This window comes from Microbacterium sp. No. 7 (genome assembly GCF_001314225.1).
Taxonomy (GTDB): Bacteria; Actinomycetota; Actinomycetes; order Actinomycetales; family Microbacteriaceae; genus Microbacterium.
In genome coordinates this window covers 2790894-2804488 of sequence record NZ_CP012697.1, presented here as the reverse complement: position 1 = coordinate 2804488, position 13595 = coordinate 2790894, and the positions used below count along the sequence as shown (strand labels likewise).

General features: G+C 73.1%; 16 protein-coding genes. 15 read left to right on the top strand and 1 reads right to left on the bottom strand.

Features of this window, described 5'->3' with window-relative positions; genetic code table 11:
• Positions 1-42: 42 nt before the first annotated feature.
• The 15 genes from AOA12_RS13020 (at position 43) to AOA12_RS12950 (ending at position 12968) form a co-directional block, all read left to right on the top strand.
• Positions 43-780, top strand: a complete 738-nt coding sequence (locus AOA12_RS13020; protein ID WP_054683393.1) for an ABC transporter ATP-binding protein — start codon at positions 43-45, stop codon at positions 778-780.
• The gene (locus AOA12_RS13015) at positions 777-1505 is read left to right on the top strand and encodes a hypothetical protein (protein WP_054683391.1); all 729 of its coding nucleotides are present in this window, start codon (positions 777-779) and stop codon (positions 1503-1505) included. The genes AOA12_RS13020 and AOA12_RS13015 overlap by 4 nt, the downstream gene beginning before the upstream one ends.
• Positions 1502-2257 carry a hypothetical protein gene (locus AOA12_RS13010; RefSeq protein ID WP_054683390.1) on the top strand — a complete coding sequence of 252 codons (756 nt, stop codon included), beginning with the start codon at positions 1502-1504 and terminating at the stop codon, positions 2255-2257. The genes AOA12_RS13015 and AOA12_RS13010 overlap by 4 nt, the downstream gene beginning before the upstream one ends.
• On the top strand, positions 2254-3327 hold the full coding sequence (locus AOA12_RS13005; protein WP_054683388.1) for a UDP-N-acetylglucosamine--N-acetylmuramyl-(pentapeptide) pyrophosphoryl-undecaprenol N-acetylglucosamine transferase: 1074 nt from the start codon (positions 2254-2256) through the stop codon (positions 3325-3327). Before AOA12_RS13010 ends, AOA12_RS13005 begins: the two co-directional genes overlap by 4 nt.
• A gap of 225 nt (positions 3328-3552) precedes the next feature.
• Positions 3553-4965, top strand: a complete 1413-nt coding sequence (gene murC / locus AOA12_RS13000) for a UDP-N-acetylmuramate--L-alanine ligase (protein WP_054683385.1) — start codon at positions 3553-3555, stop codon at positions 4963-4965.
• Positions 4966-4969: 4 nt separating this feature from the next.
• Positions 4970-6121, top strand: a complete 1152-nt coding sequence (locus AOA12_RS12995) for an FtsQ-type POTRA domain-containing protein (RefSeq protein WP_054683383.1) — start codon at positions 4970-4972, stop codon at positions 6119-6121.
• A 250-nt stretch (positions 6122-6371) separates the two neighbouring features.
• Entirely contained in the window at positions 6372-7511 is a 1140-nt protein-coding gene (ftsZ, locus tag AOA12_RS12990) for a cell division protein FtsZ (RefSeq protein WP_054683380.1), read from the top strand.
• Positions 7512-7513: 2 nt separating this feature from the next.
• The gene (locus AOA12_RS12985; RefSeq protein ID WP_054683378.1) at positions 7514-8197 is read left to right on the top strand and encodes a YggS family pyridoxal phosphate-dependent enzyme; all 684 of its coding nucleotides are present in this window, start codon (positions 7514-7516) and stop codon (positions 8195-8197) included.
• A gap of 31 nt (positions 8198-8228) precedes the next feature.
• Positions 8229-8705 carry a cell division protein SepF gene (locus AOA12_RS12980; protein WP_054683376.1) on the top strand — a complete coding sequence of 159 codons (477 nt, stop codon included), beginning with the start codon at positions 8229-8231 and terminating at the stop codon, positions 8703-8705.
• Positions 8706-8707: 2 nt separating this feature from the next.
• Positions 8708-9010: a YggT family protein gene (locus AOA12_RS12975; RefSeq protein WP_054683374.1), complete on the top strand. Its 303-nt coding sequence runs from the start codon at positions 8708-8710 to the stop codon at positions 9008-9010.
• A gap of 108 nt (positions 9011-9118) precedes the next feature.
• A complete protein-coding gene (locus AOA12_RS12970) occupies positions 9119-9727 on the top strand; it encodes a DivIVA domain-containing protein (RefSeq protein ID WP_054683372.1) in 609 nt (202 codons plus the stop codon).
• 8 nt (positions 9728-9735) lie between these two features.
• Positions 9736-10365, top strand: coding sequence for a signal peptidase II (lspA, locus tag AOA12_RS12965; protein WP_054683370.1), 630 nt, complete (start codon positions 9736-9738; stop codon positions 10363-10365).
• Position 10366: 1 nt separating this feature from the next.
• Entirely contained in the window at positions 10367-11287 is a 921-nt protein-coding gene (locus AOA12_RS12960; protein WP_054683368.1) for an RluA family pseudouridine synthase, read from the top strand.
• A gap of 249 nt (positions 11288-11536) precedes the next feature.
• The gene (locus AOA12_RS12955; RefSeq protein WP_054683367.1) at positions 11537-12091 is read left to right on the top strand and encodes an RNA polymerase sigma factor; all 555 of its coding nucleotides are present in this window, start codon (positions 11537-11539) and stop codon (positions 12089-12091) included.
• Complete coding sequence (locus AOA12_RS12950) at positions 12084-12968, top strand: hypothetical protein (protein ID WP_054683366.1); 885 nt, start codon at positions 12084-12086, stop codon at positions 12966-12968. Before AOA12_RS12955 ends, AOA12_RS12950 begins: the two co-directional genes overlap by 8 nt.
• Before the next feature lie 128 nt (positions 12969-13096).
• Here the strand turns inward: AOA12_RS12950 and AOA12_RS12945 are convergent, their stop codons facing one another.
• Positions 13097-13570 carry an NUDIX hydrolase gene (locus AOA12_RS12945; RefSeq protein ID WP_054683365.1) on the bottom strand — a complete coding sequence of 158 codons (474 nt, stop codon included), beginning with the start codon at positions 13568-13570 and terminating at the stop codon, positions 13097-13099.
• Positions 13571-13595 lie beyond the last annotated feature (25 nt).

Here is a 13595-nt window from a genome sequence, read left to right as displayed (position 1 = left end):
GCTCGATGCCGGGCGGCGGGCCACCGGACAAGAAAGCCTCGCATGCCCCTCTCCGACACGGCAGCGCCGGACCACGCCATCGAGGTGCGGAACCTCTCGAAAACCTTCGGCGACCGCGTCGCCGTGGAGGACCTGAGCTTCGTCGTGAGACGGGGGTCGATCGTCGGCCTGCTCGGTCCCAATGGTGCAGGCAAGTCGACGACGCTGCGCGCCCTCGTCGGCCTCCTCCGCCCGTCCGGCGGCGAGGCGCTGGTCGAGGGCGCGCCGTTCGCCGCGCTTCCGAGCCCCGCGACACGCGTGGGCGTGCACATGGACGGGTTCGGCTTCGAGGTGGGGATCACGGCGCGCCGTCACCTGGACATCGTCCGTCTCGCCGTGGGCGCGCACCGCGCGCGCGTCGACGAGGTGCTGGAGGAGGTCGAGCTCCTGGCGCACGCGCGCCGCCGGGTCAAGACGTTCTCGACCGGCATGGCCCAGCGGCTGGGGCTCGCCGCCGCGCTCGTGGGCTCGCCGCGCATCCTCGTCCTCGACGAACCGGCCAGCGGCCTCGATCCGGAGGGGATCCGGTGGCTGCGGCGCTATCTGCGCCGCTTCGCCGACGCCGGGGGGAGCGTGCTCATCTCCAGCCATCAGCTCGCGGAGATCGAGCAGATCGTCGACGAGGTCGTGATCGTCAACCGCACGGCACTGTTCACCGGACCCCTGGCCGACCTCGTCGGCGACAGCGCGCACACGCTCGAAGACCGCTACTTCGAGCTCGTCGAGGGGAGCCGGGCATGACCGCCGCGACCCGCGCGGAGGTGCTGCGGGCCTTCAGCGGCACGAGCGGACCGATGATGTGCGTGTTCGCGCTCATGGCGCCCTTCGTCGTGCTCTCCGGCGGCGACACGCTCGGCGTCCTCGGCGAGCTGGGCCCGGAGGCCGCGACGGTGCGGATGTTCCAGCCGCTCGCCTGGTCGTTCGTGCCCGCCGCGTTCGCGGGGGCGTACGCGGTGACCCGGGAGACCTACTACGCCTCGCTCGACCGCACGCTGACGGAGGTCGGCTACCCGCGGGCGTTCTGGGGGAAGGCCGCGGCGTCGGCGGTGGTCGGGATGATCCTCGCCGTCGGCCTCCCCGTGGCGTGGAGCGTGCTCACGGCGATCGTGCTGGCCGCCAACGGAGTGGTGTTCGCGTTCTCGGCATCCGTCGTCCGCATCCTCGTCGGAGCGTTCGGGGGTGCGGTGCTGGGAGCGCTGCTGGGCGTCGCCGTCGGCTGGATCGTCCGGAACTACTACGTCGCCGCCCTCGGCGTGCTGTTCGTCCCGATCGCGGTCGAGCTCGCCCTGCTGAGGACGGCGCCGGAGGTCGCGAGGCTCCTGCCCGGCCTGTCCCTGGCGGCCCTCGGCGTGCCGCACTATCGCGACGCGCTCCTGAGCACCCCCGTAGCGCTGCTGGTGTCGTCGGCGTGGGTCGCCGTGCTCCTCGTCGCGGGCTGGATGCTCGGGAGACGGCGGCTGAGGTGATCGCCCGAGCCCTGCGGGCGCGGGCCCGGGGATCCGTCGTCGACGTGGTGCTGCTCGGGTCGGTCCTCGGCGGGGTCGTGCTCTCCCTCTCCCTCGCCGCCGGCGTGCCTCCCGAGATGCACTCCGCGCCCGAAGAGCTCCGGTCATCGTTCCACGAGGGACTGGGGGCGGTCGTCGCGATGTACGCGGCGCTGGTGGCGACGATCTTCGGCGCCTTCCGCTACACCCTCGATCGTCGTCACGGGGTGGTCGCGCAACGGCTGATGGCGCTGCCACGACGCGCGGACCTGGTCGCGCGCGCCCTCTTCTCCGCCGCGGGCGGCGCCGTCGTCGCCGGAGCCGTCGCGCTGGGATGCTCCGCGGCGGTGTTCGCAGTGCTGGGGGAGGCCCGTGCCGACGTCCGCGACGTGATCGCGACCATGGTCGTCGGTGCCCTCGCCGCGCTCTGGGGCCTGGGCGCGGGGCTGATCGTCCAGCACCATCTGGCGGCCCTGCTCCTGGCGCCGCTCTCGCTCAGCGCGACCCTGCTGCTCGCGACGCTCTGGCCCGCCCTGGGCGCGTGGGCGCCGCTGGCCGCCGTGCTCGCCGCCGCGGGGTTCGATTCCGCCGCGATCGGCGTCGCCGACGACGCCCTCGCACCGATCGCCGCGGCCGGAGTGTTCGCCGTGTGGCTCGCCGCAATCCTCGCGGGCGGCGCCGCCTCGTTCCTGCGCCGCGACATCGCGGAGCCGCCGGTAGGCTCGATCCGGTGACGACGCATCTGCTCGCCGGCGGGGGAACCGCCGGTCACGTCAATCCGCTGCTCGCGGTCGCCGACGCCCTGCGCACCCGCGACACCGACGACGAGGTGCTCGTGCTCGGCACGCGCGAAGGCCTGGAGGCGCGGCTCGTGCCCGAGCGCGGGTACGAGCTGCTCGTCGTCGACAAGGTCCCGTTCCCGCGCCGGCCCAACGGCGCCGCGCTGCGCTTCCCGCTCGCGTGGCGGCGGGCGGTCGCGCAGGTGCGCGCGCACATCCGCGCGCACGACGTCGACGTCGTGACCGGGTTCGGCGGCTACGCCTCGGCTCCCGCCTACGTCGCCGCGCGGCGCGAGGGCATCCCGTTCGTCGTGCACGAGGCCAACGCGCGGCCCGGTCTCGCGAACGTGCTCGGCGCACGCCGGGCCGCGGGCGTCGGCATCGTCTTCGAGGGCACGCCGCTGAAGAACAGCCGCGTGGTCGGCATGCCGCTGCGCCGCGAGATCGTCGAGCTCGACCGCACCGCGCGCCGCGCCGAGGCGGCAGGGCTCTTCGGGCTCGACGCCGGCCGGCCCGTGCTGCTCGTCTTCGGCGGATCGCTCGGCGCCCGGCGCATCAACGAGGCCCTCGCGGGCTCGTGGTGCGACGTCGTCGCGGCGGGCTGGCAGGTGCTGCACGCGACGGGCGAGAAGAACCAGGCGCCGTCCGGCGACGCGGGCTACGTCGTGCTGCCGTACATCGATCGCATGGACCTCGCGTTCGCGCTCGCCGACGTCATCGTGTGCCGCGCCGGCTCTGCGACGGTGAGCGAGGTCAGCGCCCTCGGCATCCCCGCCGTCTACGTGCCCTACGCGGTCGGCAACGGCGAGCAGGCGCTCAACGCGCGCTCGGCCGTCGCGGCGGGCGCGGCCCGCATCATCGCGGACGCCGAGTTCACCGCCGACCGCGTGCGCTCCGAGGTCGTGCCGCTGCTCGGCGACGACGAGCAGCTCGCGCGCATGCGCGCCGCCGCGGCGTCCGTCGGCACCCGCACCGGCACCGAGAACGTCATCGCCCTCATCGACGAGGCCCTCGCCTCCCGCTGAGCCCGGCCGCGCGTCCGATGAGCCCGGCCGCGCGTCCGCTGAGCCCGGGCGCGCGTCCGAACTCCTCCGATCCGAGCGCCCCGGAGCGGGCCGTCCGCGGGATGACGCGGTTCGCCCGCGCGCGGGCCGCCGGATCGGAGGAGTTCGGACCGGAGGCCGAACCTCGTGGGCGCGCCAGCGCGCCGGAGCGGACTCCCAGCGCACGCGACCTAGACTTGTCGCGCCATGATTCGACCCGATCTCACGCTGCCGCTGCCCGATGACATCACCGCCGCCCACTTCATCGGGATCGGGGGATCGGGGATGTCCGGCCTCGCCGGCATGTTCCTCGACCGCGGCATCCGCGTGTCGGGCTCCGACCGCGCCGACAGCGCGGCGCTGCGCGCGCTCGAGGCCCGCGGCGCGACCGTGTTCGTCGGCCACGACGAGCGGAACCTGCCGGACGACGTCGACACCGTCGTGCACACGGGGGCGATCTGGCCCGAGAACCCCGAGTTCCTGCTCGCCAAGGCGCGCGGACTGCACGTGATCCACCGCTCGCAGGCGCTGCACTGGCTCATCGGCGGCCGGCGGCTCGTGAGCGTCGCGGGCGCCCACGGCAAGACGACCTCCACGGGCATGATCGTCACGGCGCTGACCGCGCTGGGCGAGGACCCCACGTTCGTCTCGGGCGGCGTCATCGCCGACCGTGGCGTGTCGAGCGGCACGGGGTCCGACGAGCTCTTCGTCATCGAGGCCGACGAGTCGGACGGCTCGTTCCTGCTCTACGACACCTCGATCGCGCTCATCACCAACGTGGATGCCGACCACCTCGACCACTGGGGGACGCACGACGCCTTCGACGCGGCGTTCGCGCGGTTCGCGAACGAGGCCCGCGAGGCCGTCGTCATCTCATCGGACGACCCCGGCGCCGTGCGCGTGACCGCCGCGATCTCGCACCCCCGGGTCGTGACGTTCGGCGAGGCCGAGCACGCCGACGTGCGCCTCACCGAGATCGTCGCCGACGGGCCCGTGTCGTTCACGCTCACCCACGCGGGCGAGTCGGCCTCCGGCCGCCTCTCGGTGCCCGGCGCCCACAACGCGATCAACGCGGCGGGCGCCGTGGCCGTGCTGCTCACGCTCGGTCACGGGCTGGAGCCGGCGCTGCGCGCCGTCGAGCGGTTCGGCGGCACCGTGCGCCGGTTCGAGCTGCACGGCGTCGAGCGCGAGGTGAGCGTCTACGACGACTATGCGCACCACCCCACCGAGGTCGCCGCGGCGCTCGCCGCCGCCCGCACCGTCGTCGGCGACGGCCGCATCATCGCGCTGCACCAGCCGCACACCTACTCGCGCACGCGCGACATGTTCCGCGAGTTCGCCGAGGTGCTCGAGTCGCACGCCGACCACACGGTCGTGCTCGACGTCTACGGCGCCCGCGAGGACCCCATCCCCGGCGTGACGGGCGAGCTCGTGAGCGGGGCGTTCGCCGACCCGGAGCGCGTGCACTTCGTCGCCGACTGGCAGCAGGCCGCCGACTACACGGCGTCGGTCGCGCGCGCGGGCGACTACGTCATCACGCTCGGCTGCGGCAATGTGTACCTGATCATCCCGCAGGTGCTGCAGGCCCTGGCGTCGACGCCGACGCCGACGCGGGAGTAGCGTCGTGCGTCGGCCCTCTCCGCTGCCGGCCTCGACGCCGATCCCCGCGCCGTCCGACGAGGCCGTGCCGCTCGAGGTCGCCCCCGTCGGGCCGCCGCGGCGCGACGAGCGGCGTCCGCGGGATGCCGTCGAGGAGCTGCCGCGGGGGACGGATGCCGCACCGCGCTCCGCCGGAGAGACGCCGGTCGTCGACCCCGACGAGCAGGTCACCGAGCCCCTCGACGTCGGCGCCGGAGGCGGCCGGCCCGAGCCGAGCCGGGCGGGATCGCAGGCGGAGCCGAACGATGCGGCGCTCGCCCCGGTGATCCCGCTGGCGCCCGATCACGACGCGGCGAAGCGCGGGAAGCCCGCGCGCGAGAAGGCGCGGGGCGAGGACGCTGCGCCGGACGACGACGAGCGTCCTCCGAGCGTCTGGGCGGCCGCGCGGGCACGGCGCCGGGCGCTGCGCGCCGAGGTGCGCCGCTTCACGGCGCGTCGTCGTCGGCGCCGCCGCATCTGGATCGCCGGGCTCGGCTCGCTCGTCGTGCTGCTGCTGGCGACCCTCGGCATCGTGCACAGCCCGCTGTTCGCCGTGGAGACGATCACGGTCGTCGGCGCCGAGCGCGTCGACGCGGCCGCGGTCGAGCAGTCGCTGGCGTCGCAGGCGGGCACGCCGCTCGCGCGCGTGGACACGGGCCAGGTCAAGGCCGCGCTCGCGACGTTCCCGATGATCGCGTCGTACGCGCTCGAGGCGCGTCCCCCGCACGAGCTCGTCGTGCGCATCGTCGAGCGGGCGCCCGTCGGATCGCTCGCGACCGAGGCGGGCCACGTGCTCGTGGACGCCGCCGGCGTCGTGCTGTCGACGACGCCGGAGCCCGTCGCGGGCTTCCCCGTGATCACGGTCGACGGCGGCACCGAGGCGCCCGCCTTCCGCGCCGTGGCCGACGTGTTCCTCGCGCTCCCGCCCGAGATCGCGGCCGGCGTGACCGAGATCGCCGCGACGACGCCCAACGACGTGTCGTTCACGCTCGGCGCGGGCGGGCCGACGGTCGTGTGGGGCAATGCCGACCGCTCGGCGGAGAAGGCCGAGGTGCTGGCCGCGATCCTCCGCGCCCGTCCCGCCGACACGGCGCAGCTGTACGACGTCTCGACGCCGGACGCGATCGTCGTGCGCTGACCGACCGCCTGCGGATGCCGGCGTGCGCGGCATCCGCAGAACCTTCTTCGCGACACGCCCGCGTCTTCGGGCGCGCACGCGTCGCCGCCCCGTACTTTCGAGGTCAGGAATTGCATACCGGGCATTTCTTTAAACCTCTACCTGAGGTTCAAGGTTGAGATCCCGCCGCTCGCGGCGGCACACAGGTTTCGGGCGCAAGCCCAGCACACAAGCGCAAGACACAAGGTTCGGGACGAAGACGGAGGCCGGCATGAGCCAGAACCAGAACTACCTCGCGGTGATCAAGGTCGTGGGCGTAGGCGGCGGCGGAGTGAACGCCGTCAATCGGATGATCGAGCTCGGCCTGCGCGGCGTGGAGTTCATCGCGGTCAACACCGACGCGCAGGCGCTGCTGATGAGCGACGCCGACGTCAAGCTCGACGTGGGCCGCGAGCTCACGCGCGGCCTGGGCGCCGGTGCCGACCCCGAGGTGGGCCGGCGCGCCGCCGAGGACCACGCCGAGGAGATCGAGGAGGCGCTCGCGGGCGCCGACATGGTCTTCGTCACGGCGGGCGAGGGCGGCGGCACCGGCACCGGCGGCGCCCCGGTCGTCGCGCGCATCGCGAAGTCGATCGGCGCGCTCACGATCGGCGTCGTCACGAAGCCGTTCTCGTTCGAGGGCCGTCGTCGCCAGCAGCAGGCCGAGCAGGGCGTGTCGAAGCTGAAGGAAGAGGTCGACACCCTCATCGTCGTGCCGAACGACCGGCTGCTGGAGATCAGCGACCGCGGCATCTCGATGATCGAGGCGTTCGCGACGGCCGACCAGGTGCTGCTCGCCGGCGTGCAGGGCATCACCGACCTCATCACGACCCCCGGACTCATCAACCTCGACTTCGCCGACGTCAAGTCGGTCATGCAGGGCGCCGGCTCGGCGCTCATGGGCATCGGGTCGGCGCGCGGCGCCGACCGCGCGATCAAGGCCGCCGAGCTGGCCGTCGAGTCGCCGCTGCTCGAGGCCTCGATCGAGGGCGCGCACGGCGTGCTGCTGTCGATCCAGGGCGGATCGAACCTCGGCATCTTCGAGATCAACGACGCCGCCCAGCTGGTGAAGGAGGCCGCGCACCCCGAGGCGAACATCATCTTCGGCACCGTCATCGACGACACGCTCGGCGACGAGGTGCGCGTCACGGTCATCGCAGCCGGCTTCGACGGCGGCGAGCCGCAGGCGCGCATCGAGCCGATCGCGGCCCAGCGCACCGAGCCGGTGATCCCCGTCGCGCCCTCGCTCGACGACATCCGTCCGGCGAGCGTCGCGCCCGCCGCGCCGGAGCCCGTGTCGGTGTCCGTCGCGGCCGAGCCCGTCGACACGTCGTTCGACGACGACCTCGACATCCCCGACTTCCTCAAGTAACGGTGCCCCTCCGCGAGCGGCTCGCCGACCTCGACGCGCGCATCGGCGACGCGGCGCGATCGGCGGGCCGTGACCCGTCGCAGATCACCCGCATCGTCGTCACGAAGTTCCACCCCGCCGCGATGATCCGCGAGCTGCACGCCCTCGGCGTGCGCGACGTCGCCGAGAGCCGGCAGCAGGAGCTCACGGCGAAGCGCGAGGAGCTTGCGGACCTGCCCGGGCTGCGCTGGCACATGGTGGGTCAGGTGCAGACGAAGAAGGCGCGTGCGGTGCGCGCGGCGTGCGACGTCGTGCACGCCGTCGACCGCGAGCGCCTCGCCGACGCGCTGCACGCCGCGGACCCGCACGGGCCGCTGCTCGACGTGCTGCTGCAGATCAACCTCACCGACGACCCGGCGCGCGGCGGCGTGCGGCCGGACGGCGTCGCGGCGCTCGCCGAGCACGTGCTCGCGGCGTGCCCGTCGCTGCGCGTGCGGGGCGTCATGGCGGTCGCGCCGCTCGGCGAGCCGCCGGCCGCGGCCTTCGCGCGCGTGGCGGAGGTCTCGCAGGCGCTGCGCCGCACCGTGCCGGATGCCGCCTGGATCTCGGCCGGGATGTCGGGCGACTTCGCCGAGGCGATCGCCGCCGGTGCGACACACCTGAGAATCGGGACGGCAATCACGGGGCCCCGCCCGGTCCGCGATTAGCCTCGGAACAGACGAGCAAACGGAGGATGCGATGTCGAACCCGCTGAAGAAGACCATGGTCTACCTGGGCCTGGCCGACGAGGAAGAAATGATCGAAGAGCCGGTGTTGTCCACCCGCAACGAGCCCGCGGAGCGTGCCGAGCGCACCGAGCGCGCGGCCGAGAAGACCGCGCCGATCACGCCGCTGCACCGCCCCGCGGTCGTGCGTCAGCCCGCCGCCGGCGCCCTCAGCGAGATCCTCACGGTGCACCCCAAGCAGTACCGCGACGCGCAGGTGATCGCCGAGAGCTTCCGCAGCGGCATCCCGGTCATCATCAACCTCTCGCAGATGAGCGACGCCGACGCGCGACGCCTCGTCGACTTCGCGAGCGGCCTCTCGATGGGCCTGTACGGCCGCATCGAGCGGGTGACGAGCAAGGTGTTCCTGCTCTCGCCCGAGAACATCGTGGTCTCCGGCGACGGCGCCATCGCGAACGCCGACGCCGAATCGGCCGCCTTCGTCCACTAGCCGTGGATGTCGTCCGGCTGATCGCGTCGATCATCAACGGCCTGCTGCTGCTGTACATCCTCGTGCTGCTGGGCCGGCTGATCCTCGAGTACATCCCGATGTTCAACCGGCAGTGGCGGCCGCGCGGTCTCGGGCTCGTCTTCGCCGAGGTCGTCTACACCGTGACCGATCCGCCGCTCAAGATGTTCCGCCGCGTCCTCCCTCCGCTGCGGCTCGGCCCGATCGCGCTCGATCTCGGCTTCCCTGCCACCATGCTCGCCTGCTTCATCCTCCAGGCGATCGTCCAGACGGTGGCGCGCGCCTAGCGCTCGCTGCCAAGTCCGGTTGATCTCCGGACTATGCTTGTCCCGTACGTCCGCCTAGGCGGAGCGGCCCGCTGAGGCCGCGTCGTGAGCCCCGAAAGAGGAAACATCATGGCTTTGACCCCTGATGACGTCGTCACCAAGCAGTTCCAGCACGTCCGGTTCAAGGAGGGTTTCGACCCGGACGAGGTCGATGACTTCCTCGACGAGATCGTTGTCGAGTGGCGCAAGACGATCGCCGAGAACGAGGAGCTGAAGGCCGAGGCCGACCGCCTGCGCGCCGAGATCGACGAGCTCAAGGCCCAGGCCGAGCAGGGCGTCGCCGCCGTGACCGGTCCCGTCTTCGAGCAGCCCGCTCCCGCGGAGGAGGAGACGCCCGTCGCGGTGTTCGCCCCCGAGCCCGCCGCCGCTCCCACGGCGGACAACCCCGCCACCACCTCGGCCGGCATCATCGAGCTCGCGCAGCGCCTGCACGACGAGTACGTCGCCGACGGCCAGGCGCAGCGCGACAAGCTCATCTCCGAGGCGCGCACGCAGGCGACCAGCATCGTCGACGAGGCCGTCGAGAAGGCGCGCGCGGAGCACGACCGCCTCGAGACCGACCGCGTCTCGCTCGAGGCGCGCATCAACGACCTGCGGCAGTTCGAGCGCGACTACCGCTCGCAGCTGCGCGCGACGCTCGAGGAGAAGCTGCGCGACCTCGACGTCGCGAACGCGTAGGCCTCGTCTTGACCGGTCGGACGACCCTTCGTCCCGCGGCGGCCGGCACTCTCATCGCGGTTCTCGCGGTGGTGGTGCTGGCCGCCGACCAGTTCACCAAGCACCTCGCCCTCACGCACCTGCCGTACCAGCAGGCGGTGCCGGTGTGGGGCGAGTTCCTGCAGTTCTACCTCACGCGCAACCCGGGCGCGGCGTTCTCGCTCGGCGAGGGCGTCACGTGGGTCTTCACGCTCGTGCTCGCGGCGGCGGCCGTGTTCATCGTCGTGCTCGCCGTGCGGGGCGTCGGCTCCCGGCTGTGGACGGTCGCGCTGGGGCTGCTGCTGGGCGGCATCCTCGGCAACCTGACCGATCGCCTGCTGCGCGAGCCGGGCTTTCTCGTCGGGCACGTCGTCGACTTCATCCACACGCCGTGGATGTGGCTGTGGTTCCCGTCGGCGATCTACAACGTGGCCGACATGTTCATCGTGACGATGATGATCGGCTGCGCCGTGCTCGTCGTCGTGGGCCTGCGGCTCGACGGCACGCGGGAGCGCTCCCGCGACGCGGGGCGCACGGAGCCCGCGGCGGACGTCGCGGGCGACGCCCCGGCCGACGCCGTGCACCGGGCCCCCGACGGCACGGCCGACGAGGCGCGCTGACATGGAGTCGCGTTCGCTGCCCGTTCCCGATGGGCTCGACGGCACGCGCGTCGACGCGGCGCTCGCGAAGATGCTCGGCTTCTCGCGCACGTTCGCGGCCGAGGTCGCCGAGGCCGGCGGGGTGCGGCTCGACGGTCGCGCGCTCGGCAAGTCGGACAAGCTGCACGCGGGGGGCTGGCTCGAGGTCGAGTGGGCCGAGAAGCGCGGACCGGAGATCGTGCCGATCGCGGTGCCCGACCTCGGCATCGTGCACGACGACGACCAGATCGTCGTGGTCGACAAGCCCGCGGGCGTCGCCGCGCACCCCTCCGTCGGCTGGGAGGGGCCCACGGTCGTCGGAGCGCTGGCCGCGGCGGGCTTCCGCATCGCGACGAGCGGCGCCGCCGAGCGCCAGGGCGTCGTGCACCGCCTCGACGTCGGCACCAGCGGCCTCATGGTCGTCGCCAAGACCGAGCGTGCGTACACGGCGCTGAAGCGCGCGTTCAAGGAGCGCGAGGTCGACAAGATCTACCACACGGTCGTGCAGGGCCATCCGGATCCGCTCGCCGGCACGATCGACGCGCCGATCGGGCGGCATCCGTCGCACTCGTGGAAGTTCGCCGTCACGCCCGACGGCAAGGACTCCGTCACGCACTACGAGACCCTCGAGGCCTTCCCCGCCGCGTCGCTGCTGGAGGTGCACCTGGAGACGGGACGCACGCATCAGATCCGCGTGCACATGGCGGCGCACCGCCATCCCTGCGCGGGGGACCCGCTCTACGGCGGCGATCCGACCCTGTCGGCACGGCTGGGCCTGACCCGCCAGTGGCTGCACGCGCACGAGCTGGCCTTCGCGCATCCCGCGACGGGGGAAGAGGTGCGCTTCACGTCGGACTATCCCGCCGATCTGCAGCACGCGCTCGATGTGCTGCGCGATCAGTGAGCGGCACGCGGCCGAGGCGGCATCCGACGTCGTAGCGACGCAGGAGAGATCGCCCGGGCACCGGATCATGGGCGCTCCGTGTCGTGACGTCCGCGCGGAAGCGACCACGAGTGACCACGATCGACGACTCCGGCGACATGGTGGGCGCGTGCGGTCGCTCCGGCCGGGCGGATGCCGCAACGGGCGCCCCGCGATCGCGGGCACGCGCGTCGGCGTGAACCGTCCGTCGGGCGGCAGGCAATATCAGGTATGACCACCGACAGCGCGATCATCCGGCGCTCGCTCGATGACCCGTCAGCCTTCGGGGCGCTGTTCGATCGGCACGCACGCGACATCGGTGTGTACGCCCGGCAGCGCGTGGGCGCCGAGGGCGCGCAGGACGTGCTGAGCGAGACGTTCCTCGTCGCGTTCCGGCGGCGTGCGTCGTTCGACCACGCGTGGGAGTCGGCGCGGCCGTGGCTGTTCGGCATCGCGACGCGGCTCGTCCGCGCGCATCGTGCCGACCAGGCGCGTCAGTGGCGTGCGATCGAGGCGGCCGCCGGCGTCGTCGACGCCGATTCCGACGGCGGGCTGGCCCGAGCCGACGAGCGGACGGATGCCGCGGTGCGCGCTCGCGCACTGGCGGGACGGATCGCGCATCTGGCGGCCCGCGACCGCGACACGCTGCTCCTGTACGCGTGGAGCGATCTCACGTACGAGGAGATCGCGGCCGCCCTGCGCGTTCCGGTGGGCACCGTGCGCTCGCGGCTCCATCGCGTGCGGCGGCTGCTGGCGGACGAACGAGAGGAGGGCGACGATGGATGACTGGAGCCGCGTGCGCGAGCTCGCACCGCGCACGACCGTCGGGGAGGGGGAGCTGCGCGCGGCGCGCAGCCGCCTCGATCGGGCGATGGCGCGCACGGCGCCCCGGCGGGCGCGGCGCGGCGTGGCGATCGCCGTCGCCGTGACGGCGGTCGCCGTCATCGTCGCGGTCGGGACGGTGATGGCGTGGCAGCGTCCGCAGCATCCGACCGTCGCCGCGACTCCGACGGAGCCCGTTTCCTACATGTGCAACGATGTGCCGGTCTCGAGCGAAGCGTTCACGTCGCCGCGCACGGTCGCCGACCTCGACGCGGACGATCGTGCGGCGATCGCGCGGGCGCAGGAGACCACGAACGACATCCCTGTCGCGCAGCTCGGCAGCCTCGACCGGTGGACCGTCGCATCGCGGACCACGGAGCAGCTTCTGCTGCTCGGCCCCGAGCCCTCCATCGATCCGACGCCATCGATGCTGCCCCCTCGTCACCAGGCACTCGTGCTCGAGTCCCAGGGCGACGGCGGCTGGCGATCCGCGGGCCTGTTCTCGTGCGCCGTCCGGCAAGACCTCGGCGATCTGGGGGCCCCGACGATCCGGCTCGATCCCGCCTACACGATCTCCGCCGACAGCACGGTGCTGCACCTGCTCGTGACCGAGATGGACTGTGCGTCGGGCCAGGACGCGACCGGCCGCATCGAGCTCGTCTCGCTCACCGAGACGCCGGCCACGGTCGACATCGTGCTCGGCGTGCGGCCCTTCCGGGAGGCCAACTGCCCGTCGAACCCCCCGACGCCGTTCTCCGTCGAGCTGTCGGCGCCGCTCGGCGATCGCGTCGTCCGCGACGCCGCGTACGCGACCCGGCCGGTGCTGGTCCCGGCATCCTGAGCCGCGTCGCCCCGCGCGAGAGCAGGAGAAATCATGGGGACAGGACGATATCCGCCGGATCGTCCTGTCCCCATGATTTCTCCTGTGCCGGTGAGGCGGAACAGGCGGCGGCGCTGCGCGGAGCGGCGTCAGCGCCCGCCGCGGAAGGCGGCGGGGTCGTCCTCGGCGATCGCGAGGGCGATCTTGCGCACGTGGGCCTGGTCGACCTCGCCCAGCTCGCCGAGCGCGAACCAGCCGACCTCGGTCAGCTCGCCGTCGGCGGGGTGCGGGTCGCCCGAGACCCAGTCGCAGCGGAACACGAGATCGAGGTAGTCGACCTGGTCGCCGTTCGCGTACGTCACGCGCGGCACCTGCGCGACGGATGCCAGCCGGGTCGCCCGCACGACGATGCCGGCCTCCTCCAGGCACTCGCGCACGGCCGCGTCGGCGGGCTCCTCGCCGGGGTCGACGATCCCCGACACCGGCTGCCACGAACCGTTGTCGGCGCGTCGGCCGAGCAGCAGCTTCTCGTCGCGGAACACGACGGCGGTGACGCCGACGAGGGGGAGCGGCGCGTTGCCGATGTGCGCGCGCAGCGCCAGGACGAACTCGGGTGTGGCCATGCCATCCACGATAGAGCCGCGTCGG

What these genes read in the sequence shown, in the direction of transcription:
- AOA12_RS12960 (WP_054683368.1), top strand. Translation starts at nt 10,367, where the DNA reads ATGGAGTCGCGTTCGCTGCCCGTTCCCGATGGGCTCGACGGCACGCGC.
- AOA12_RS12950 (WP_054683366.1), top strand. Translation starts at nt 12,084, where the DNA reads ATGGATGACTGGAGCCGCGTGCGCGAGCTCGCACCGCGCACGACCGTC.
- AOA12_RS12970 (WP_054683372.1), top strand. Translation starts at nt 9,119, where the DNA reads ATGGCTTTGACCCCTGATGACGTCGTCACCAAGCAGTTCCAGCACGTC.
- AOA12_RS12945 (WP_054683365.1), bottom strand. Translation starts at nt 13,570, where the DNA reads ATGGCCACACCCGAGTTCGTCCTGGCGCTGCGCGCGCACATCGGCAAC.
- AOA12_RS13015 (WP_054683391.1), top strand. Translation starts at nt 777, where the DNA reads ATGACCGCCGCGACCCGCGCGGAGGTGCTGCGGGCCTTCAGCGGCACG.
- ftsZ (WP_054683380.1), top strand. Translation starts at nt 6,372, where the DNA reads ATGAGCCAGAACCAGAACTACCTCGCGGTGATCAAGGTCGTGGGCGTA.
- murC (WP_054683385.1), top strand. Translation starts at nt 3,553, where the DNA reads ATGATTCGACCCGATCTCACGCTGCCGCTGCCCGATGACATCACCGCC.
- AOA12_RS12955 (WP_054683367.1), top strand. Translation starts at nt 11,537, where the DNA reads ATGACCACCGACAGCGCGATCATCCGGCGCTCGCTCGATGACCCGTCA.
- AOA12_RS13020 (WP_054683393.1), top strand. Translation starts at nt 43, where the DNA reads ATGCCCCTCTCCGACACGGCAGCGCCGGACCACGCCATCGAGGTGCGG.
- AOA12_RS12980 (WP_054683376.1), top strand. Translation starts at nt 8,229, where the DNA reads ATGTCGAACCCGCTGAAGAAGACCATGGTCTACCTGGGCCTGGCCGAC.